The organism is Rhizobacter koreensis (assembly GCF_013366375.1).
In the GTDB taxonomy this organism is placed as follows: Bacteria; Pseudomonadota; Gammaproteobacteria; order Burkholderiales; family Burkholderiaceae_C; genus Schlegelella_A; species Schlegelella_A koreensis.
In genome coordinates, this window is sequence record NZ_JABWMJ010000003.1 from 232435 (window position 1) to 250666 (window position 18232).

Below are 18232 nucleotides of genomic sequence, written 5' to 3' on the forward strand. Positions count from 1 at the left end.
CAGGCCGCGCGGGGTCCCGGGCACGCGCGCTCGGAAGGAAGGGAAGGGACCGCGGGCGGGATGGAACGTCTCCTCATGACGGTGCACTCAACTTGGCCTCGAAGCCGCCTTCGCGCGAGAAGCGAAAGCGCGAGGTGATGACGAGCTGGTCGGCGCCGCGCCGCATCGCGGGCGTGAAGCGGCCGAACGGCGCCGCGGCGGCGACGATCGCCACGGCCTGGCGATCGAGCACCTTCGACGTCGACGGCCGCACGATCTCGGTCTCCACGAGGCGACCCTCGGCGTCGACGGTGACGTTCATCGTCAGCTCGCCATAGAGCTTCCGGCCGCCGCTCTCGGGAAAGTTGCGCGTGCCCCGGTCCTCGATGCGGCGGCGCAGCGCGTCGTAGTAGAGCGCGTAGACCGCCTCCGTCGTCGCCGGGCTGACGTAGCGCTTGCGCGGCCGCGTGTTCTGCTCGTTGACCTGCTTCTCGATCTCGCCGAGCGTCTGCACGATCTGCCGGTTGCGCTCGTCCTGCTCGCGCTCGGTCGGCGTCGTGACGTCGCGCTGCGGCTCGGCCAGCGGCAGCGTCGCGACCTCGCGGCGCAGCTGCGTCAGGAGCTGCTGCTCGGTCTGCTGCAGCTGCTCGAGCCGGCGCTCGGGCGTGTCCTCGACCGCATCGCCGACCGCGCTGGTCGGCGCCGGCGGCAGGGGCGAGGTCGCGCGCCCTTGTGCGACGTCGCCGCCGCCGGCCAGGTTGGCCTGCGCGATCGCCTGCGCCGTGGTGGGCGCCTCGGCCGAACGCGCGTTGACCAGGATCACCTCGAGCGGCGACTCGCGGAACAGGCGGTCGAAGCGGCCGGGGTCGCCGACGTGAACGCCCAGCAGCGCCGCGTGCGCGCCGATCGAGACGAGCAGCGTCACGTGCAACGTCGACAGGCGCCTGGCCATGGCGGCTCGTCAGGCGGGAACCTGCGGCGACGCCGCAGCGCTGGATGCGGCGCCGGCGGAGTCGCCGATGGAAGCGCCGCGGCTCGCCTCGCGGGCGTCCGGCGAGGCGTCGTCGCTGGCCTCGCCGAGATCGATCGCGATCGCGATCGGGCCCGCGCCTTCGACCGCGTCGTCGGCGTCGTCGGCGATCGCGTCGTCCGGCACCGGGGCGTCGTCGATGCGGCCCACGACGCTCGCGTGCACGTCGAGCGTCAGCAGGTCGGTGCCGCCGATCGCGACGCGCACGTGGGCGCCGCGCGCCAGCGACTCGGCACCGATCGCGCGGAACACCAGCGGCAGGGTGTCGGCACGCACGAGGCCGTCCTTCATGACGACGCCGTCGAGCTGGCGAACGTCGTTCTGCTCGAGGTACTTCAGCGTCCAGTAGCGCTCGAGGCCGGACTGAAACGCGTTGTAGTCCGAGTAGGTCGCATCGAAGTCCGCGATGATCGCGAGCAGCTGCACGTCCTTCGGCTTGAAGGGTGCGGCGAGCGCCGCGGTGCGGCCGTGGCGCGCGCAGGCGATCAGCTGCCACTGGTTCACGAGGTCGACGTAGCGGCGCAGCGGCGACGTCGACCACGCGTACTGGGCGACACCCATGCCGGCGTGCGGCGCCGGCCGCGTGCTCATGCGCACCTTGTTGCCGGGCGCAAGGCTGGCCTGGCTGCGGTAGATGCCGGGCACGCCGCAGGCGGCGAGCCAGCCGCCCCAGGTGCTGTTGGCGAGGATCATCGACTCGGCGACGATCAGGTCGAGCGGCGAGCCGCGCCGGCGCACCGCGATCGCCACGCGTTCGTCGCCGCGGGGCTCGGCGTCGTCGTTGCCTTCGAGGCGGAACGCGTAGTCGGGGCGGTTGAAGAGCTCGGGCTTGCCGCGCACCGCCTCGCGGCCCGCCTTCAGGTGGCGCGCCAGCCGGTAGAGCGTGGTCAGTTCGGCGCGGTACGGGTGCGCGTCGGCGGCGGCCGGCGAGGCGCCGGCTTCGAAGTCGACGGCGGGCTCCTCGTCGCTCGACCGGTCCGATCGGGGGGCGACCGGCGTCGCGGTGCCGGAGAGCGTCTCTTCCGTGATGACGCTGTCGAGCTGGTCGTGGCGCAGATTGGCCGCGATGCGGATGCGCTCGAGGCGGGTTTCGCTCGCGCTCTGTGCGAGCGTCGCCTCGTCGAACGTCACGTAGAGCGACACCACCGGGCACTCGCGGCCCTCGAGCAGCGTGTAGGCGTCGACCACCGCCGGCGGCAGCATGGTGATCTTGTGGCCCGGCATGTAGACCGTCGAGAGGCGCTCGCGTGCGATCGCGTCGACGGGGGTTCCCGGTGCGAGCGCGAGGCCGGGCGCCGCGATGTGGATGCCGAGCGTGAAGCGGCCGCTGCCGATGCCTTGCACCGAGAGCGCGTCGTCGATCTCGGTGGTGGTCGAGTCGTCGATCGAGAACGCCTCGACCGGCGCCAGCGGCAGCTCGCCGTCGACGCCCGGCACGCCGACCGCCGCGAAGCCGGTGCCTTTGGGAAAGTGCTCGAACAGGAACCGGCGCCAGTGGAACTGGTACGGCGAGTCGATCGCGCCGGCATCCTTCAGGATGTCGAGCGGGGCTCGCTGGGCTTGGCGCGAGGCCTCGACCACGGCCTTGTATTCGGGCCCGTTCTTGTCGGGCTTGAAGAGGATCTTGTAGAGCTGCTCGCGGATCGGCGGCGGGCAGTTGCCGGCGACGAGCTCGCCCGCCCAGGCGTCGATCTGCAGCGCGGCCTGGCGCTTGCGTTCGATGCCGAGCAGCGCCGCCTTGACGATCTCCTCCGGCGCTTTCTTGAAGTTGCCCTTGCCGAGGCGCCGGAAATAGTGCGGCGCGTCGAACAGGCCGAACAGCGCGGCGGCCTTCGACTCGATGCCGGCCGACTCGCCGAAGTAGTCGCGCGCGAGGTCGGCGAATCCGAACTCGCCCTCGGGCGCGAATTCCCAGGCCAGGTCGAGGTCCATCTCCTTCGCGAGGCTCTGCGCCTCGGCGATCAGCGCACCGGGCTCGGGCTTGTCGAACTTGAGCAGCACGTTGGCTGCCTTCACCTTGGCGCGCTTGCCGGACTCGAGCTCGACCTGCAGCGAGGCGTCGCTCTCGCTCATCACGCGGCCGGCGTGGAACTTTCCGCTGTCTTCGTAGAGGGCGTACATCGGGGCGGATTGTCGCTTGAAGCCATCCGCCCGGCGCCTGCGCAAGCCTCACGACGCGGGCGGGACGGCGCGGGTTTCATGTCGCGCGGCCCTTGCGATACCGCACCCCCGCGCTCGGGGTGCGGTTCGCGCCGGCTGCGATCGCGCTCAGCGCGCGCGAGGCATGCGCGTGGCAGATCGCCAGGCCGAGCGCGTCCGAGGCGTCGGGGCCCGGCGCGCTCGCGAGGCCGAGCAGCTGCATGACCATGAACTGCACCTGCTCCTTGCGTGCCTGGCCGTGACCGACGATGGCGCGCTTCATCTGCAGCGCCGAATACTCGGCCACCGGGAGCTCGCCGGCGACAAGCGCCGTCACGGCCGCGCCGCGCGCCTGGCCGAGCAGCAGCGTGGACTGCGGGTTGACGTTGACGAAGACGATCTCGACCGCGGCGCAGGTGGGCCGGTAGCGCGCCGACACCTCGCGCACGCCGTCGAAGATGATCTTGAGGCGGGCCGGCAGGTCGAGCGTCGCCGCGGCATCGGTCTTGATGGTGCCGCTCGCGACGTACGCGAGCGCGCTGCCGTCCGACTCGACGACGCCGAAGCCGGTGGTGCGGAGGCCCGGGTCGATGCCGAGGATGCGCGCCGCGGTCATACGCCGAAGTACCAGCGCACGGCATGGAAGAACACCGGCGCGGCGAAGCAGAGCGGGGCGACGCGATCGAGCAGGCCGACCGCGCCCGTGACCGACGCCTTGCCGCTCCACGAGCGCACGCCGGCGTCGCGCTTGAGCGCCTGCATCACGAACTCGCCGAGCAGGCCGGTTCCGCCGGCGATCATGCCCATCGCCACGGCCGGCAGCGGCTTGAACGGCGTCGCCCAGTAGAGCAGGAGGCCCACCACGCCGCCGACGCCGACGCCGGCGAGCCAGCTCTGCCACGAGAACCAGCGGCTGATCGCGCGTGCGACCGGGCGGCGGCGCAGGCGCCGGGCGGTCAGCAGCTGGGCGATGTGCGCGCTCGCGACCACCGCGACGAAGTACAGCACCAGGAATGCGCCGCGCCCTTCGTAGTTCGGCAGGTCGAGCAGCAGCAGTGCCGGTGCGTGGCTCATGCCGTACACGGTGACGGTGATGCCCCACTGGATCTTGGCCGTCCGCTCGAGGAAGCGCTGCGGGTCGTTCGCCAGTGCGCTCAGTACCGGGATCGCGAGGAACACGTAGACCGGGATGAACACCGTGAACAGGTTGAAGAAGCGCGACCCGACGAGCACGTACTGCAGCGGCAGGACGACGAAGAAGGCGAGCAGCAGGCTGCGGTGATCGCCGCGCCGGGTGTGGGTGAGCGTGACGAACTCGCGCAGCGCGAGGAACGAGACGACGCCGAACAGCAGCGTCGAGACGAGCGCGCCCGACGCCCACGCGATCCAGAACAGCACCGCGGTCGCCCACACCGGGCGCAGCTCGCGCCGGAAGCGGTCGAGCGCGGCTTGCCGCTCGGGCGTGCCTTCGCGGAAGGTGCGGCTGAACGCGACGATGGTGACGAGCGAGAGCAGTCCGAACAGGGTGACGAACAGCAGGCCGACCTGCTGGGTCACGGTAAGGGAACGGAGGGCGCCCATCAGGCGGGCTCGTATTCGCCCGCTGCGGCGCGGCGGGGCGCTTGCGCCCCGCCGGCTCGTTCGAGCGCGAGCACGGCGAGCCGCGGGTTGACCCTCAGGGCCGGCTGCGCGTGCATGAGCCCCGTCATGCCACCGCCCGCAGCGCGACCACCGCCGCACGCGCGCGTTCGAGAAAGGCACGGCGCTCCTCGCGGGCGTGCAGTTCGATCGGCGCGCCGAAGGTCACCGAGCAGAGGATCGGCACCGGCACCACTTCGCCCTTGGGCATGACGCGCTGCACGTTGTCGATCCAGGTCGGGATCAGTTGCACCTGTGGAAAGGCCTGCGCGAGCGCGTAGAGCCCCGACTTGAACGGTGCCGGCTCGCCGGTGTGGCCGCGCGTGCCCTCCGGGAAGATCACCAGCGAGTCGCCGTTGCGCAGCGCTTCGAGCAGCGGCTCGAGCGGGTCCTCGTCGGCGCTGCGCTCGCGGCTCACGTAGACCGCGTTGAAGATCTCGCGCGTGATCCAGTGCTTGAGCGGCGTCGCGGTCCAGTAGTCGCGCGCCGCGATCGGGCGCGTCACCGCTCGCAGGTCGCGCGGCAGCGCGGCCCAGAGCAGCACCCAGTCGAAGTGGCTCTGGTGGTTGGCGAAGTAGATGCGCTGCTCGGCCTTGGGCGGGCAGCCGTACCAGTGGCCCTGCGCGCCGGTGATCAGGCGGGCGAGGAACGCCAGGAACAGGCCGGTGGCCTCGGGGAGCTTCATGGGTGGCGCGATTCTCGCCGCCTTCGGCCACGCCCTTGGAGTGCGGCGTGCGAGATGTCCGGCCGAAGACCGGCGCTCGCGTCGGTCCGCGTCTTCAGCCGCCGGCGTGTCCTGGGGTCAGTGGCGGAAGTGCCGCACCCCGGTGAACACCATCGCGATGCCGCGCTCGTCGGCGGCCGCGATCACCTCGGCGTCGCGCACCGAGCCGCCGGGCTGGATCACTGCGGTCGCGCCGGCGTCGACGACGACGTCGAGGCCGTCGCGGAACGGGAAGAAGGCATCGCTCGCGACGGCGGTGCCGGCGAGCGCGAGGCCGGCGGCCTCGGCCTTGATCGACGCGATGCGCGCCGAGTCGAGCCGGCTCATCTGGCCGGCGCCGACGCCCATCGTCATCGCGTCGGCGCAGAAGACGATGGCGTTGCTCTTGACGTACTTGGCGACCTTCCACGCGAACATCAGGTCGCGCAGCTGCGCGTCGGTGGGCGCGCGCTTGGTCACCACCTTGAGCGCCGCCGGGTCGAGCACGTGCGCATCGGCGCTCTGGATCAGGAGGCCCGAGCCGACGCGCTTGGTGTCGCGGAATGCCCGAGCCGCGGCGGCGGCGGCGGCCGGGTCGGTGGGCAGCGCGATGCGCAGCACGCGGGTGTTGGCCTTGGCCGCGAACACCTCGAGCGCCTCGGCCGTGTACGACGGCGCGATCAGCACCTCGACGAACTGCCTGGCGACGAGCCGCGCGGCGGCGCCGTCGAGCTCGGTGTTGAACGCGATGATCCCGCCGAACGCCGACGTCGGGTCGGTCTTGAACGCCTTCGAGTACGCCTCGGCGGCGTCGGCGCCGAGCGCCACGCCGCACGGGTTGGCGTGCTTGACGATCACGCAGGCGGCGGCGGCGTCGCCGGCGAAGCTCTTGACGCACTCCCACGCCGCGTCGGCATCGGCGATGTTGTTGTACGAGAGCTCCTTGCCCTGCAGCTGCTCGGCGGTGACGAGCGAGCCCGGCGCCGGGTCGAGGTCGCGATAGAACGCCGCCTGCTGGTGCGGGTTCTCGCCGTAGCGCAGGTCCTGCAGCTTGACGAAGCGGCCGTTCGCCTGCGCCGGAAACGCGCTGCGTGCCGAGACGTCGCGCGTCGCCGGGTCGAGCGACGACAGGTAGTCGCTGATCGCGGCGTCGTAGTTCGAGATGCGGTTGAACGCGGCGACGGCGAGCTTGAAGCGCGTGGTCTCGCTGACCTGGCCGTGCCCGGTGAGCTCGGCGAGCACCTCGGCGTACTGCGAGGCGTCGGTCAGCACGGCGACGTCTTTCCAGTTCTTGGCCGCCGAGCGGACCATCGCCGGCCCGCCGATGTCGATGTTCTCGATCGCGTCGTCGAGGCTGCAGGCGGGCTTGGCGACCGTAGCCTCGAACGGGTAGAGGTTAACGACGAGGAGGTCGATCGTCGCGATGCCGTGCGTCTCGAGCGCGGCCATGTGCTCCGACACGTCGCGGCGCGCGAGCAGGCCGCCGTGGATCGTCGGGTGCAGCGTCTTGACGCGGCCGTCGAGCATTTCCGGGAAGCCGGTGTGCGCGGCGACTTCGGTGACCGGCAGGCCGGCGTCGGCGAGCAGCTTCGCGGTGCCGCCGGTCGACAGCAGCGTGCAGCCGAGCCCGTGCAGGGCGCGCGCGAGGTCGAGCACCCCGGTCTTGTCGGACACCGAGATCAGCGCGTGCAGCGGCTTCGTCGTCATTTGATGAGCTTGTGGTCGACGAGCTTGCGTCGCAGGGTGTTGCGGTTGATGCCGAGCCATTCGGCAGCCCGGCTCTGGTTGTTGTCGGCCTCGCGCATGACCACCTCGAGCAGCGGCTTCTCGACCACCTTGAGGATCATCTCGTACATCGCGGCCGGCTCGACGCCGCGCAGGTCGCGGAAGTACGCCTCGAGGTTCTCGCGGATGCACTCCTCGATGTGCGGCTTCTTGCTGCTCATGCGTCAGGCGACCTCGGCGTCGAGCCAGCCCGGGCGGGCGCTCGGCATGCGGGCGTCGTTGGCGGCGAGCGCGTCGAACCAGTCGCCGACCACGCGGACCTGCTCGTCGCAGGTCTCGATGCGGTTCATGCGGTCGCGGAAGGCGTCGCCGCCGGGCAGGCCGCGAACGGTCCAACCGATGTGCTTGCGCGCGCTGCGCACGCCGGTCGACTCGCCGTAGAAGCGGTAGTGATCGTCGAGGTGCTCGAGCAGCCAGGCGCGCGCCTCGGCCACCGACGGCGGCGCGAGGTGCTCGCCGGTGTCGAGAAAGTGCGCGATCTCGCGGAAGATCCACGGGCGGCCTTGCGCGGCGCGGCCGATCATCAGCGCGTCGGCCCCGGTCGCGGCGAGCACGTCACGCGCCTTCTCGGGCGAATCGATGTCGCCGTTGGCGACCACCGGCACCGCGACCGCCTGCTTGACCGCGGCGATGGTCGCGTACTCGGCCTGGCCCTTGTAGCCCTGCTCGCGGGTGCGGCCGTGCACCGTGATCATCGCGACGCCGGCCTGCTCGGCGGCCCTCGCGAGCACCACCGCGTTGCGCTCGGCGTCGCACCAGCCGGTGCGCATCTTGAGCGTCACCGGCACGCGGTGCGGCGCGCACGCCTCGACCACCGCCCGGACGATCTCGAGCGCGAGCGCCTCGTCGCGCATCAGCGCCGAGCCGGCCCACTTGTTGCAAACCTTCTTGGCCGGGCAGCCCATGTTGATGTCGATGATCTGGGCGCCGCGGTCGATGTTGTAGCGCGCGGCGTCGGCCATCATCTCGGCATCGGTGCCGGCGATCTGCACCGCGATCGGCTCGACCTCGCCTTCATGATTGGCGCGCCGGCTCGTCTTGAGCGAGTTCCACAGGTCCTTGCGCGAGGTCACCATCTCGCTCACTGCGTAGCCTGCGCCGAGCCGCTTGCAGAGCTGACGGAACGGGCGGTCGGTGACGCCGGCCATCGGTGCCGCGAACAGGCGGTTCGCCAGCGTGATGTGGCCGATGCGCATGGGAAAGGAAGGGTGGCTGCTGAAAAGAGAGGCAGCAGTATAGCGGCGGCCCCCCGGCCGAAGCCGCGCCGCCGGGGCCGCGCTTACCCCGTCAGGACGGCCCCGATCGCCTGTTCATAATCGCCCCCGATGAGTGGATGGTTCGACACCATGACCGGGCTCCTGGCGCTGCCGCAGTACGGGCTCAGCACGGTGTTCTTCGTCGCCCTCGTGTCGGCGACGCTGCTGCCGATCGGCTCGGAGTTCGCCGTGGTCGGGCTGCTCAAGCTCAACCCCGACCTCTTCTGGCACGCGATGGCCGTGGCGACCGCCGGATCGGTGGTCGGCGGCGCGATCACCTGGTGGATGGGCTACGGCGCCGAGCGTGCCTACGAGCAGCTCGCGCATCACCACCCCGACAACCGTGCGCTGCGCTGGCTCGAGCGCTTCGGCCCGAAGGCGTGCCTGCTGTCGTGGCTGCCCCTGGTCGGCGATCCGCTGTGCGCGGTCGCCGGCTGGCTCAAGCTTCCGTTCTGGCCGTGCGTCGGCTACATGGCCGTCGGCAAGTTCGCGCGCTACTTCGTGATGACGGCCGCCGTGCTGTGGGCCTGGCCGGGCGTCTACGTGCGCTGAAGCGTCGCGGCGCCGCTCAGGACTTGCTGGCGAGCGCGCCGGCCGCGTTGACGAGCACCGGGTCCTTGCGGAACAGCTCCGGGAACATCGTTCGCATGTTCTCGATCTTGGGCCGATCGAACCGCGCGATGTACGGCTGCGTGGGATGCAGCGTCGCGTAGTCCTGGTGGTACGCCTCGGCGGCGTAGAAGCCCTTGAGCGGCTCCAGGCTCGTCACGATCTTCGCGGGCCAGGCGCGTGCCGCGTCGAGCTGCGCGATGTAGCGCTCGGCCACCTGCTTCTGCTGCGGGTTCGCGACGAAGATCGCCGAGCGGTATTGCGGGCCGGTGTCCGGGCCCTGGCGGTTGAGCTGGGTCGGGTCGTGGATCACCGAAAAGAAGATCTGCAGGAGCTTGCCGTACGAGACCTTGCGCGGGTCGTAGGTCACCTGCACCGCCTCGGCGTGCTCGGTCATGCCGCTGCTGACCAGCGGGTACTTGGCGCTCTGCTGGTTGCCGCCCGCGTAGCCCGAGACCGCCTGCAGCACGCCGTCCGTGTGCTGGAACACCGCCTGCACGCCCCAGAAGCAGCCGCCGGCAAACACCGCGACCGCGCGCTGCGTGCCGGCCGCATCGGCAGCGTCGAACGCCGGCGGCGCGATCTTCACGGCTGCCTCGCCGGTCTCGCCGGCCTGGCTGGTCGGCAGGTGCAGCAACGACGCCCCGGCGAGCAGCACGGTGGCGCCGACGAGGCCGCGCAGGATCAGACGGCGGCCGGCCGCCACGGGCGCTTCGGGGTGGGTCTCGTTCATCGCGGTCTCCTGCGCGCGGGCTCACGACCCGGCGGCACGGAGCTTACAAGAGCCTCGGTCCGATCGGACCCGCAAAGCCCTGCTGCGCGCAGGCGCCGCCGACCTTTCAGCCGAGGAACGCGCCCTGGTCGGCGAGGGTCTGCTGGAGCGACTCGGGCGCGAGGTCGTGCGGCGAGACGCCGGCGCGGACCGCCAGCGCGGCGGCGGTGCCGGCGGCCTGTCCCATCACGAAACAGGCTCCCGAGACGCGCGCGGCCGAGTGCCCTTCGTGCGTCATCGACGCGCAACGCCCGGCGGCGAGCAGGTTGTCGACGCCGCCGTGCGTCGCGCGGCGCGGCAGCAGCATCCGGTAGGGCAGCTGGTTGTAGCCGCGCGACGCGGGGATCGGCGGCCAGCGCCAGACCACGTCGCCGGCGACATGCATCTCGAGCGGCCAGCCGTTGACGCCGATCGAGTCGGCGAAGTCGGCGCAGCCGACGACGTGCTCGCCCGTGAGGGCGACCTCGCCGACGAGGCGGCGCGTCTCGCGGATGCCGAGCTGGGTCGCGATGTCGAGGAGATAGGCGTTCTCGAAGCCCGGCACCTCGGCGCGCAGGAAACGCAGGTAGTCGACGATCTGGCGTCGCCCCTCGACCTCGCCGGCGCTCAGCGACCGCGCGTCGGTGCCGTCGGTCGCGCTGCCGTCTGGGTTGCGCAGCTGCGTCACGTTGACGCGCCATTCGTAGGCGCGTTTCTGCGGTCGCACGATCGCGCCGCGGCGCGGGAACGCGTAGGCGCCCGACGCCGCCGCCGCGTCCATGCGGGCCGGAATGGTCGCCCAGGCGTCGCCGGCGCGCGCGGCGTCGACATCGCCGACGCGGAACATCAGCGTCGGGTACAGCAGGCTCCCGCCGGCGTCGCCCTTTTCCATCGGCACGTCGGTGTGCTGCGCGAGGTCGCCGTCGCCGGACGCGTCGACGAACACGCGTGCGCGCACCGCGCGCCGCCCCGACTTGGTCTCGACCAGCAGCGCGTCGAGGCGACCGTCGGCGTCACGGACGGTGCCGACCGCGAGCGCGTGGAACAGCAATTCGACGCCGGCGGCGACGAGCAGCGCGTCGGCGGCGCACTTGAACGCCGCCATGTCGTATGCCTGCGCGTGGATCTTGCCGAAGATCAGGTGCGGCTCGTTCAGGCCGTCGAGCGCACGCATGCGATCGAGCAGCTCGTCGGCCACGCCGTGCACGACCTGGCGGATCTCGCCGTGCACGTTGGCGTGCAGGCCGCAGAAGTTGGTCACGCCGGCCGCGGTACCCATGCCGCCGAGGAAGCCGTAGCGCTCGACGAGCAGCACGCGCGCGCCGTTGCGCGCCGCCGAGGCGGCCGCCGCGATTCCGGCCGGCCCGCCGCCGAGCACCGCGACGTCGTATTCGCCGTGAAGCGGCGTGCGGCGCGCCGGCTCGTCGAGGGTGGCGGAGAAGGTGGGGGATCGTTCGGTCACGGGACGGGTGCTGGGCGTGGGAGTGCGGCGATCTTGCCTCGGCGCGGCCGGCACGGTCGCCCGACGGCGCGTGGTGCGCGCGCTTCGAACGAGCAACGCCCGACCCGCCCGACCGCCCGGGTCGTCCCGACGGCTCGGCCAGAGCGCCCCGCGTGTACGATTCCGCCGCCCTTCGAAGTCCCCGCGAAGCCCTTCCGCGCCCATCAGAAAGCCGAGCCGCCATGACCGCCGCGCCCTCCGACAACGTTTCCGACTCCGTCGCCAGCATCGCGCCGCGCGACAAGGCCGAGATCCTGGCGCAGGCGCTGCCCTACATCCGCAAGTTCCACGGCAAGACGATCGTCATCAAGTACGGCGGCAACGCCATGACCGACCCGGCGCTGCAGCAGGACTTTGCCGAGGACGTGGTGCTGCTCAAGCTGGTCGGCATGAACCCGGTGGTGGTGCACGGCGGCGGTCCGCAGATCGAGGACGCGCTCGCCAAGATCGGCAAGAAGGGCACCTTCATCCAGGGCATGCGCGTCACCGACGCCGAGACGATGGAAGTCGTCGAGTGGGTGCTCGCCGGCCAGGTGCAGCAGGACATCGTCGGCCTCATCAACGTCGCCGGCGGCAAGGCGGTCGGCCTCACCGGGCGCGACGGCGGCCTCATTCGCGCCAAGAAGCTCGTGATGACCGACCGCGACGACCCCAGCAAGATCCACGACGTCGGTCAGGTCGGCGAGATCGAGTCGATCGACCCGAGCGTCGTCACCGCGCTGCAGGACGACCAGTTCATCCCGGTGATCTCGCCGCTCGGCTTCGGCGCCGACAACGAGAACTACAACATCAACGCCGACGTCGTCGCCGGCAAACTGGCCGAAGTGCTGCGCGCCGAGAAGCTGATGATGCTGACCAACACGCCGGGCGTGCTCGACAAGTCGGGGCAGCTGCTCACGGACCTCAGCGCGCGCGAGATCGACGAGCTGTTCGCCGACGGCACCATCTCCGGCGGCATGCTGCCGAAGATCCAGTCGGCGCTCGACGCCGCCAAAAACGGCGTCAACACGGTCCACATCATCGACGGCCGGGTGCCGCACGCGATGCTGCTCGAGGTGCTCACCGAGCAGGCGTTCGGCACCATGATCCGCTCGCGCTGAGCGCCCGCCCGCCGGCAACCGGCGCCGGGCTTGCGCCACGTCCAGCGCGACCGCGCGTGACCGCCCGATGAGCGTCGTCTGGCTGTTCGATCTCGACAACACGCTGCACGACGCGAGCCATGCGGCGTTCGCGCCGACCAGCGCAGCGATGTCCGAGTACATCGCGCGCCACCTCGGCGTCAGCGCCGACGAGGCGCACGCGCTGCGCCGCGCCTACTGGCTGCGCTACGGCGCGACGCTGCTCGGCCTGGTCCGGCACCACGGCGTGCGCGCCGCGCACTTCCTCGACGAGACGCACCGCCTGCCGGGGCTCGAGGCGCGCCTGCGCACCAGCGCGCACGACCGCGCCGCGCTGGCGGCGCTGCCGGGCCGCAAGGTCATCGTGACCAATGCGCCGCGCGCCTACGCGATGCGCGTGCTCGACACGCTCGGCCTCACGCGCTCGTTCGACGCGATCGTGACGATCGAGGACATGACGATGTTCGGTCAGCACCGGCCCAAGCCCGACGCGCGCATGCTGCGGCGCCTGTGCGCACGGCTCAAGGTCGCGCCGAGCCGCTGCGTGCTGGTCGAGGACACCCTGGAGCACCAGAAGGCGGCACGGCGCGTCGGCATGCGCGCGGTGTGGATGCAGCGCTACCTCGACGGGCGCTTTCGCGGCGTGCCGTGGCAGCGCCGGCGCGCCGCGCGCGAGGCCGGCGCCGAGCCGCCGCAGCCCTCGGCGCAGGGGCGCCGCCCGGGGGCGAGGCCGGCGTATGTGTATGCCAGAATCCGGGCGCTCCGAGAGCTGCCCTGCCTGCGATGACGCCGCCCGCCGATCTGCCTGCCGCGGGAACCGACCCCGGCGCCGCGCCGAGCGAACGGGCGCCGGCGCAGCCGGCAGGCGTCGCAGCGATGCAGCCGTCGAACGGCGATCCGGCGCCGCCGGAGCGGGTGGCCGGCGGTTCGGCACCCGGGCCGACGCCGCCGGCGGGCCGCGAGCCCCTGCGCAGCGAGCCGGCCGACGGCGCCCCGACGACCCCGCCGCTGGACGCGACCGCCTCGGCCGAGCCCGACGGCGTCCGGGTCTTGGGCGACCTGACCGCGGAGTCGACCGGCGGCGCCGGTCTTGCGGCACTCGTCGCCGATCCACTCGCCGGCGCTCTCGGGCAGGTGCGGCCCGCGGCGCGCAAGCGCCCCAAGCCCGGCGAACGCCGGGTGCAGATCCTGCAGACCCTGGGCTCGATGCTCGAGCGACCGGGCGCCGAACGCATCACCACGGCCGCGCTGGCGGCGCGCCTGGGCGTCTCCGAAGCCGCCCTGTACCGGCACTTCGCGAGCAAGACGCAGATGTTCGAGGCGCTGGTCGAGTTCATCGAGCAGAGCGTGCTCGCGGCGATCGAGCCGATCGCGCGCAACGAGCCCGACCCCGCGCGGCAGGTGTCGGGCGTGGTGACCGCCCTGCTCGAGTTCGCCGCCGCGAACCCCGGCATGGCACGGGTGATGGTCGGCGACGCGCTGGTGCTCGAGAGCGAGCGCCTGGTGGTGCGCATGAGCGGGTTCTTCGACCGTATCGAGGCCATGCTTCGCACGAGCCTCGAGGCGGTGCCCGGCGACGTCGCGACGCCGTCCGGCGCCGACCCTGCGATCCGCGCCGCGGTGCTGACCGCGTTCGCGATCGGGCGCCTGCAGCGCTTCGCGCGATCGGGCCGCGCGCACAGTCCCACCGAGCACCTCGAGACCGCGCTGCGCCTCTTCGTTGCTTGACGCTCGGCCGTGCTGACGATCCTGGCCGGCGGCCAGCCGCTCACCTTGCTGCCCGAAAAGGCGATCCACCTCGCCGCGAGTCGCACGCTGCTCGTGGCCGACGCGCACATCGGCAAGGCGGTGAGCTTTCGCGCCTGGGGCGTGCCGGTGCCGCGCGGGACGACCAGCGAGACGCTGGCGACGCTGACGGCGGCGATCGAGCGCGTCGGCGCGAGGCGGGTGGTGTTTCTCGGCGACTTCCTGCACTCCGCGCGCTCGCACGCGCGGGCGACGCTCGAGGCGGTGGCGCGCTGGCGCGCCACGCACGCGGCGCTCGACCTCGTGCTGGTGCGCGGCAACCACGACGACCGCGCCGGCGACCCGCCCGCGCGCCTCGACATCCGCGCCGTCGACGAGCCGTACCTGCTCGACGGCCTGGCGCTCTGCCATCACCCGCGTCCGCTGGCGGGTCACTACGTGCTCGGCGGCCACCTGCACCCGTGCGTGACGGTCGGCGGGCGCGCGTTCGACCGCCTGCGTCTGCCGTGCTTCTGGTTCGGCGATTCGGTCGGCGTGCTGCCGGCCTTCGGCGCCTTCACCGGCATGCATCCGATCCGGCCGGCGAGCGGCGACCGCATCTATCCGGTCGCCGACGATGCCGTGATGGCCATGCCGGCGGTGGCCGCCTGAGGCGGCCGGCGCTCGCGGCGCCCGGCCGGGGCGCAAGCCGCTGGGGCAGGGCACTCGAGCGCCCGCGGCGACCCGCACGTGCCAGGGAGCGCCGCGCCGAGGGCCGGCGTCGACGCGACCTACACTGCCGCCTCCCCGCTCCCACCCGCTTTCCCGATGACCGTGCCCCCCGACTCCCTGCAGCACCTGATCGATCGTGCCGAGGCCTTCCTGGACCGCCTCGAGGCGGTGCTGCCGCATCCGCCGCGGGCGCCCGACTGGAATGCCTCGATCGCGTTCCGGTACCGCAAGCGGGGCGCCTCCGGCGTGATCGAGCCGGTGCGCCACGTCGCGACGATCCGCCTGGACGCGCTGGTCGAGGTGAGCCAGCAGAAGGAGCGGCTGCTGCGCAATACCGAGCAGTTCGTCGCCGGGCACGGCGCCAACAACGTGCTGCTGACTGGCGCCCGCGGCACCGGCAAGAGCTCGCTCGTCAAGGCCTGCCTCACCGAGTTCGCGCCGCGCGGGCTGCGCCTGATCGAGGTCGACAAGACCGATCTCGTCGACCTGCCCGACATCGTCGACCTGGTCGCCGAGCGGCCTGAGCGTTTCATCGTGTTCTGCGACGACCTCAGCTTCGACGAGGGCGAGGTCGGCTACAAGGAGCTGAAGTCGATCCTCGACGGCACGGTGTCGCAGTCGTCGGAGAACGTGCTGATCTACGCAACCAGCAACCGGCGCCACCTGCTCCCGGAAAAGATGAGCGAGAACCTCACCTACCGGCATACCGAGGACGGCGAGGTCCACCCCGGCGAGGTGGTCGAGGAGAAGATCTCGCTCAGCGAGCGCTTCGGCCTCTGGCTGAGCTTCTATCCGTTCAGCCAGGACGAGTACCTGGCGGTGGTCGCGCAGTGGCTGCAGCACTGGGGCGTGCCGGCCGACGCGATCGCCGCCGCGCGGCCCGTATCGCTGGTGTGGGCGCTCGAGCGTGGCTCGCGGTCGGGCCGCGTCGCGTTCCAGTTCGCCAAGGACTACGCCGGAAGGCATCACGCGTGAGCGCGGCGGCGCGCGAGCCGGTCGACGTTGCGGTCGGCGTGCTGTTCGACGCCGCGGGCCGCTTCCTGCTCACGTCGCGCCCGCTCGGCAAGGTCTACGCTGGCTACTGGGAGTTCCCGGGCGGCAAGGTCGAGCCGGGCGAGAGCGTCGAGGCGGCGCTCGGCCGCGAGCTCCACGAGGAGCTCGGCATCGCGATCGGACCGGCCGAGCCGTGGCGCATCGAGATCGTCGACTACCCGCACGCGCTCGTCCGCCTGCACTTCTGCAAGGTCCGCGAGTGGCGCGGCGCGTGCGAGATGCGCGAGGGGCAGCAGATGGCCTGGCAGACGCTGCCGGTCGAGGTCTCGCCGGTGCTGCCCGGCACCGTACCGGTGCTGCAATGGATCGCCGCCGAGCGTGGCTTTGCCGGCGCCACCCATGGCGCGGTCTGAGCGGGCCCTAAACTTCGCGCCCATGAACTGGCTCGACGAGGTCAAGTGGGACGCCGACGGGCTTGTCCCGGCGATCGCCCAGCAGGTCGGCAGCAACGACGTGCTGATGTTCGCGTACATGAACCGCGACGCGCTCGCGCGCACCGCCGAGACCGGCGAGGCGGTCTACTACAGCCGCTCGCGCGGGCGCCTCTGGCACAAGGGCGAGGAGAGCGGCCACGTGCAGAAGGTGCACGAGCTGCGCCTCGACTGCGATGGCGACGTGATCCTGATGAAGGTCGAACAGCTCGGCGCCGGCGCCGGGCTCGAGGCGATCGCCTGCCACACCGGCCGCCACTCGTGCTTCTTCAAGCGCTGGAACGACGGCCGCTGGGACGTCGTCGAGCCGGTGCTCAAGGATCCGGCGGGGATCTACAAGTGAGCGCGGGCGGCAACGACACCCTGGCGCGTCTCGCGGCGGTCATCGAGAGCCGGCGCAGCGGCGACGCCTCGACGAGCTACGTCGCGCGCCTGCTGAACAAGGGCCCCGACGCGGTGCTCAAGAAGATCGGCGAGGAGGCGACCGAGGTGGTGATGGCGTGCAAGGACGCCGACCGCCCGAAGATCGTCGCCGAGGTCGCCGACCTCTGGTTCCACACGATGGTCGCGCTCGCCCAGTACGACCTCGCGCCCGCCGCCGTGCTGGCCGAGCTCGAGCGTCGCGAAGGCGTCTCGGGGCTCGACGAGTTCGCGGCGCGCCGCATGCAGGCGAGGGAGGCCGACGCCTCATGAACGAAGAGATCGTCGAGCTCGACCCGCGCCAGCGGTCGCTGCGGAACATCGGCCACGTCAGCTACCTGCTGCACACGATCGTCGCGGTCGGCGCGGTGCTGCCGGGCGTGCAGGCGAGCGTGCTGCTGCTGATCGCCGCGTTCGCGCTCGACATGTTCAAGCGCGACGATGCGGTCGGCTCGTGGCAGGAGACGCACTTCCGCTGGCGCATCCGCTCGGTGCTGTGGGCCGGCGCGCTCTACCTGGTGACCGCGCCGCTCTGGCTGCTGCTGCTGGTGCCCGGCTGGATCGCCTGGGCGCTGATCTCGATCTGGTTCCTCTACCGCATCATCCGCGGCTGGATCAACCTGACCACCCAGACTGCGATGCCCACATGAGCGACGCCGCCACGCTGAAGCACGACCCGAGCTGCATCTTCTGCAAGATCGTGTCCGGCCAGATCCCGAGCCGCAAGGTGCTCGAGACCGACGAGTTCATCGTGTTTCATGACATCGCGCCATGGGCGCCGGTGCACGTGCTGATGGTCCCGAAGGAGCACATCGCCACGCTCTACGACAGCCAGGATCGGCATGCCGGCATGTGGGGCCGCATGCTCGCCCTCGCGCCCGGCCTGATGCGCGACCTCGGCGTCACCAACGGCTTTCGCACCATCGTCAACACGGGCCCCGACGGACTGCAGGAAGTGCAGCACGTCCACATCCACGTGATGGGCGGGCCGCGTCCCTGGGCCAAGGGCTGAGCCCCGCCGGCAAGCCCTTTCGGAGTCAAGACCCTCAGCCGGTGCTGGCGGGGGGCTCCACTAGAATTCGCCGATTCATCTGGAGGTAAGGCCATGGGTTCGTTCAGCGTCTGGCACTGGCTCATCGTGCTGCTCGTGGTGGTGCTGATCTTCGGCACGAAGAAGCTGAAGAATCTCGGCAGCGACCTCGGCGGCGCGGTCAAGGGCTTCAAGGACGGCGTGCGCGACGGCAGCGCCGACGAGACCACGACCACCACCACGGCGGCGCCGCCGCAGCAGGTGGCGAGCCGCAACACCGTCGACGCCAACACGGTCGACGTCGAGGCGCGTCACAAGCCCTGAGCCCGCGC

Annotated in this window: 22 protein-coding genes; 12 read left to right on the plus strand and 10 right to left on the minus strand. The window is 71.6% G+C overall.

Translation table 11 applies throughout. The features are described from left to right. Positions 1–73: 73 nt before the first annotated feature. From HQN59_RS08025 to dusB, 8 genes are all read right to left on the minus strand, one after another. Positions 74–931, minus strand: coding sequence for an energy transducer TonB (locus HQN59_RS08025; RefSeq protein ID WP_176067927.1), 858 nt, complete (start codon positions 929–931; stop codon positions 74–76). Positions 932–940: 9 nt separating this feature from the next. Further along, positions 941–3130, minus strand: coding sequence for a ribonuclease catalytic domain-containing protein (locus HQN59_RS08030; RefSeq protein ID WP_176067929.1), 2190 nt, complete (start codon positions 3128–3130; stop codon positions 941–943). A gap of 76 nt (positions 3131–3206) precedes the next feature. Continuing rightward, a complete protein-coding gene (gene ruvC, locus HQN59_RS08035; protein ID WP_176067931.1) occupies positions 3207–3764 on the minus strand; it encodes a crossover junction endodeoxyribonuclease RuvC in 558 nt (185 codons plus the stop codon). Further along, the gene (locus tag HQN59_RS08040; protein WP_425342697.1) at positions 3761–4729 is read right to left on the minus strand and encodes a phosphatidate cytidylyltransferase; all 969 of its coding nucleotides are present in this window, start codon (positions 4727–4729) and stop codon (positions 3761–3763) included. The genes ruvC and HQN59_RS08040 overlap by 4 nt, the downstream gene beginning before the upstream one ends. 124 nt (positions 4730–4853) lie before the next feature. Next, positions 4854–5471, minus strand: coding sequence for a lysophospholipid acyltransferase family protein (locus HQN59_RS08045; RefSeq protein WP_176067933.1), 618 nt, complete (start codon positions 5469–5471; stop codon positions 4854–4856). A 117-nt stretch (positions 5472–5588) separates the two neighbouring features. Then, positions 5589–7196, minus strand: a complete 1608-nt coding sequence (gene purH / locus HQN59_RS08050; RefSeq protein ID WP_176067935.1) for a bifunctional phosphoribosylaminoimidazolecarboxamide formyltransferase/IMP cyclohydrolase — start codon at positions 7194–7196, stop codon at positions 5589–5591. After that, positions 7193–7435 carry a helix-turn-helix domain-containing protein gene (locus tag HQN59_RS08055; protein ID WP_176067938.1) on the minus strand — a complete coding sequence of 81 codons (243 nt, stop codon included), beginning with the start codon at positions 7433–7435 and terminating at the stop codon, positions 7193–7195. The genes purH and HQN59_RS08055 overlap by 4 nt, the downstream gene beginning before the upstream one ends. 3 nt (positions 7436–7438) lie before the next feature. Further along, positions 7439–8470, minus strand: coding sequence for a tRNA dihydrouridine synthase DusB (gene dusB / locus HQN59_RS08060; RefSeq protein WP_176067940.1), 1032 nt, complete (start codon positions 8468–8470; stop codon positions 7439–7441). Between the two features lie 129 nt (positions 8471–8599). Here dusB and HQN59_RS08065 point away from each other — a divergent pair, with 129 nt between their 5' ends. Then, positions 8600–9082 carry a YqaA family protein gene (locus HQN59_RS08065; RefSeq protein WP_176067942.1) on the plus strand — a complete coding sequence of 161 codons (483 nt, stop codon included), beginning with the start codon at positions 8600–8602 and terminating at the stop codon, positions 9080–9082. A 16-nt stretch (positions 9083–9098) separates the two neighbouring features. On the opposite strand, the gene msrA is transcribed toward HQN59_RS08065, so the two are convergent. Beyond that, the gene (msrA, locus tag HQN59_RS08070) at positions 9099–9872 is read right to left on the minus strand and encodes a peptide-methionine (S)-S-oxide reductase MsrA (protein ID WP_176067944.1); all 774 of its coding nucleotides are present in this window, start codon (positions 9870–9872) and stop codon (positions 9099–9101) included. A 106-nt stretch (positions 9873–9978) separates the two neighbouring features. Beyond that, on the minus strand, positions 9979–11352 hold the full coding sequence (locus tag HQN59_RS08075) for an FAD-dependent oxidoreductase (protein ID WP_342451156.1): 1374 nt from the start codon (positions 11350–11352) through the stop codon (positions 9979–9981). A gap of 221 nt (positions 11353–11573) precedes the next feature. Between HQN59_RS08075 and argB the strand changes: the two genes are divergently transcribed. From argB to tatA, 11 genes are all read left to right on the plus strand, one after another. Then, the gene (gene argB / locus HQN59_RS08080; RefSeq protein ID WP_176067948.1) at positions 11574–12491 is read left to right on the plus strand and encodes an acetylglutamate kinase; all 918 of its coding nucleotides are present in this window, start codon (positions 11574–11576) and stop codon (positions 12489–12491) included. Positions 12492–12558: 67 nt separating this feature from the next. Continuing rightward, positions 12559–13296 (plus strand): pyrimidine 5'-nucleotidase, encoded by a 738-nt coding sequence (locus tag HQN59_RS08085; RefSeq protein ID WP_176067950.1) that lies wholly within the window; start codon positions 12559–12561, stop codon positions 13294–13296. A gap of 347 nt (positions 13297–13643) precedes the next feature. Further along, a complete protein-coding gene (slmA, locus tag HQN59_RS08090; RefSeq protein WP_342451164.1) occupies positions 13644–14237 on the plus strand; it encodes a nucleoid occlusion factor SlmA in 594 nt (197 codons plus the stop codon). A 9-nt stretch (positions 14238–14246) separates the two neighbouring features. Beyond that, complete coding sequence (gene pdeM / locus HQN59_RS08095) at positions 14247–14906, plus strand: ligase-associated DNA damage response endonuclease PdeM (protein WP_176067952.1); 660 nt, start codon at positions 14247–14249, stop codon at positions 14904–14906. Between the two features lie 156 nt (positions 14907–15062). Beyond that, positions 15063–15941: an ATP-binding protein gene (locus HQN59_RS08100; protein WP_176067954.1), complete on the plus strand. Its 879-nt coding sequence runs from the start codon at positions 15063–15065 to the stop codon at positions 15939–15941. Then, entirely contained in the window at positions 15938–16372 is a 435-nt protein-coding gene (locus HQN59_RS08105; protein WP_342451157.1) for an NUDIX domain-containing protein, read from the plus strand. Before HQN59_RS08100 ends, HQN59_RS08105 begins: the two co-directional genes overlap by 4 nt. Positions 16373–16394: 22 nt before the next feature. Then, positions 16395–16793, plus strand: a complete 399-nt coding sequence (gene hisI, locus HQN59_RS08110; RefSeq protein ID WP_176067956.1) for a phosphoribosyl-AMP cyclohydrolase — start codon at positions 16395–16397, stop codon at positions 16791–16793. Continuing rightward, positions 16790–17143 (plus strand): phosphoribosyl-ATP diphosphatase, encoded by a 354-nt coding sequence (locus tag HQN59_RS08115; protein WP_342451158.1) that lies wholly within the window; start codon positions 16790–16792, stop codon positions 17141–17143. Before hisI ends, HQN59_RS08115 begins: the two co-directional genes overlap by 4 nt. Beyond that, positions 17140–17520: a DUF4870 family protein gene (locus HQN59_RS08120; RefSeq protein ID WP_176067958.1), complete on the plus strand. Its 381-nt coding sequence runs from the start codon at positions 17140–17142 to the stop codon at positions 17518–17520. The genes HQN59_RS08115 and HQN59_RS08120 overlap by 4 nt, the downstream gene beginning before the upstream one ends. Then, complete coding sequence (locus tag HQN59_RS08125; RefSeq protein ID WP_176067960.1) at positions 17517–17882, plus strand: histidine triad nucleotide-binding protein; 366 nt, start codon at positions 17517–17519, stop codon at positions 17880–17882. The genes HQN59_RS08120 and HQN59_RS08125 overlap by 4 nt, the downstream gene beginning before the upstream one ends. Before the next feature lie 93 nt (positions 17883–17975). Beyond that, a complete protein-coding gene (gene tatA / locus HQN59_RS08130) occupies positions 17976–18224 on the plus strand; it encodes a Sec-independent protein translocase subunit TatA (RefSeq protein WP_176067961.1) in 249 nt (82 codons plus the stop codon). Positions 18225–18232: the final 8 nt, after the last annotated feature.

Excerpts from the sequence above, each read along its gene's own strand:
- HQN59_RS08045 (WP_176067933.1), bottom strand. The coding sequence starts at position 5,471 with ATGAAGCTCCCCGAGGCCACCGGCCTGTTCCTGGCGTTCCTCGCCCGC.
- HQN59_RS08085 (WP_176067950.1), top strand. The coding sequence starts at position 12,559 with ATGAGCGTCGTCTGGCTGTTCGATCTCGACAACACGCTGCACGACGCG.
- HQN59_RS08040 (WP_425342697.1), bottom strand. The coding sequence starts at position 4,729 with ATGGGCGCCCTCCGTTCCCTTACCGTGACCCAGCAGGTCGGCCTGCTG.
- HQN59_RS08125 (WP_176067960.1), top strand. The coding sequence starts at position 17,517 with ATGAGCGACGCCGCCACGCTGAAGCACGACCCGAGCTGCATCTTCTGC.
- HQN59_RS08065 (WP_176067942.1), top strand. The coding sequence starts at position 8,600 with ATGAGTGGATGGTTCGACACCATGACCGGGCTCCTGGCGCTGCCGCAG.
- hisI (WP_176067956.1), top strand. The coding sequence starts at position 16,395 with ATGAACTGGCTCGACGAGGTCAAGTGGGACGCCGACGGGCTTGTCCCG.
- ruvC (WP_176067931.1), bottom strand. The coding sequence starts at position 3,764 with ATGACCGCGGCGCGCATCCTCGGCATCGACCCGGGCCTCCGCACCACC.
- dusB (WP_176067940.1), bottom strand. The coding sequence starts at position 8,470 with ATGCGCATCGGCCACATCACGCTGGCGAACCGCCTGTTCGCGGCACCG.
- msrA (WP_176067944.1), bottom strand. The coding sequence starts at position 9,872 with ATGAACGAGACCCACCCCGAAGCGCCCGTGGCGGCCGGCCGCCGTCTG.
- HQN59_RS08030 (WP_176067929.1), bottom strand. The coding sequence starts at position 3,130 with ATGTACGCCCTCTACGAAGACAGCGGAAAGTTCCACGCCGGCCGCGTG.
- purH (WP_176067935.1), bottom strand. The coding sequence starts at position 7,196 with ATGACGACGAAGCCGCTGCACGCGCTGATCTCGGTGTCCGACAAGACC.
- argB (WP_176067948.1), top strand. The coding sequence starts at position 11,574 with ATGACCGCCGCGCCCTCCGACAACGTTTCCGACTCCGTCGCCAGCATC.
- HQN59_RS08025 (WP_176067927.1), bottom strand. The coding sequence starts at position 931 with ATGGCCAGGCGCCTGTCGACGTTGCACGTGACGCTGCTCGTCTCGATC.
- tatA (WP_176067961.1), top strand. The coding sequence starts at position 17,976 with ATGGGTTCGTTCAGCGTCTGGCACTGGCTCATCGTGCTGCTCGTGGTG.
- HQN59_RS08120 (WP_176067958.1), top strand. The coding sequence starts at position 17,140 with ATGAACGAAGAGATCGTCGAGCTCGACCCGCGCCAGCGGTCGCTGCGG.
- HQN59_RS08100 (WP_176067954.1), top strand. The coding sequence starts at position 15,063 with ATGACCGTGCCCCCCGACTCCCTGCAGCACCTGATCGATCGTGCCGAG.
- HQN59_RS08055 (WP_176067938.1), bottom strand. The coding sequence starts at position 7,435 with ATGAGCAGCAAGAAGCCGCACATCGAGGAGTGCATCCGCGAGAACCTC.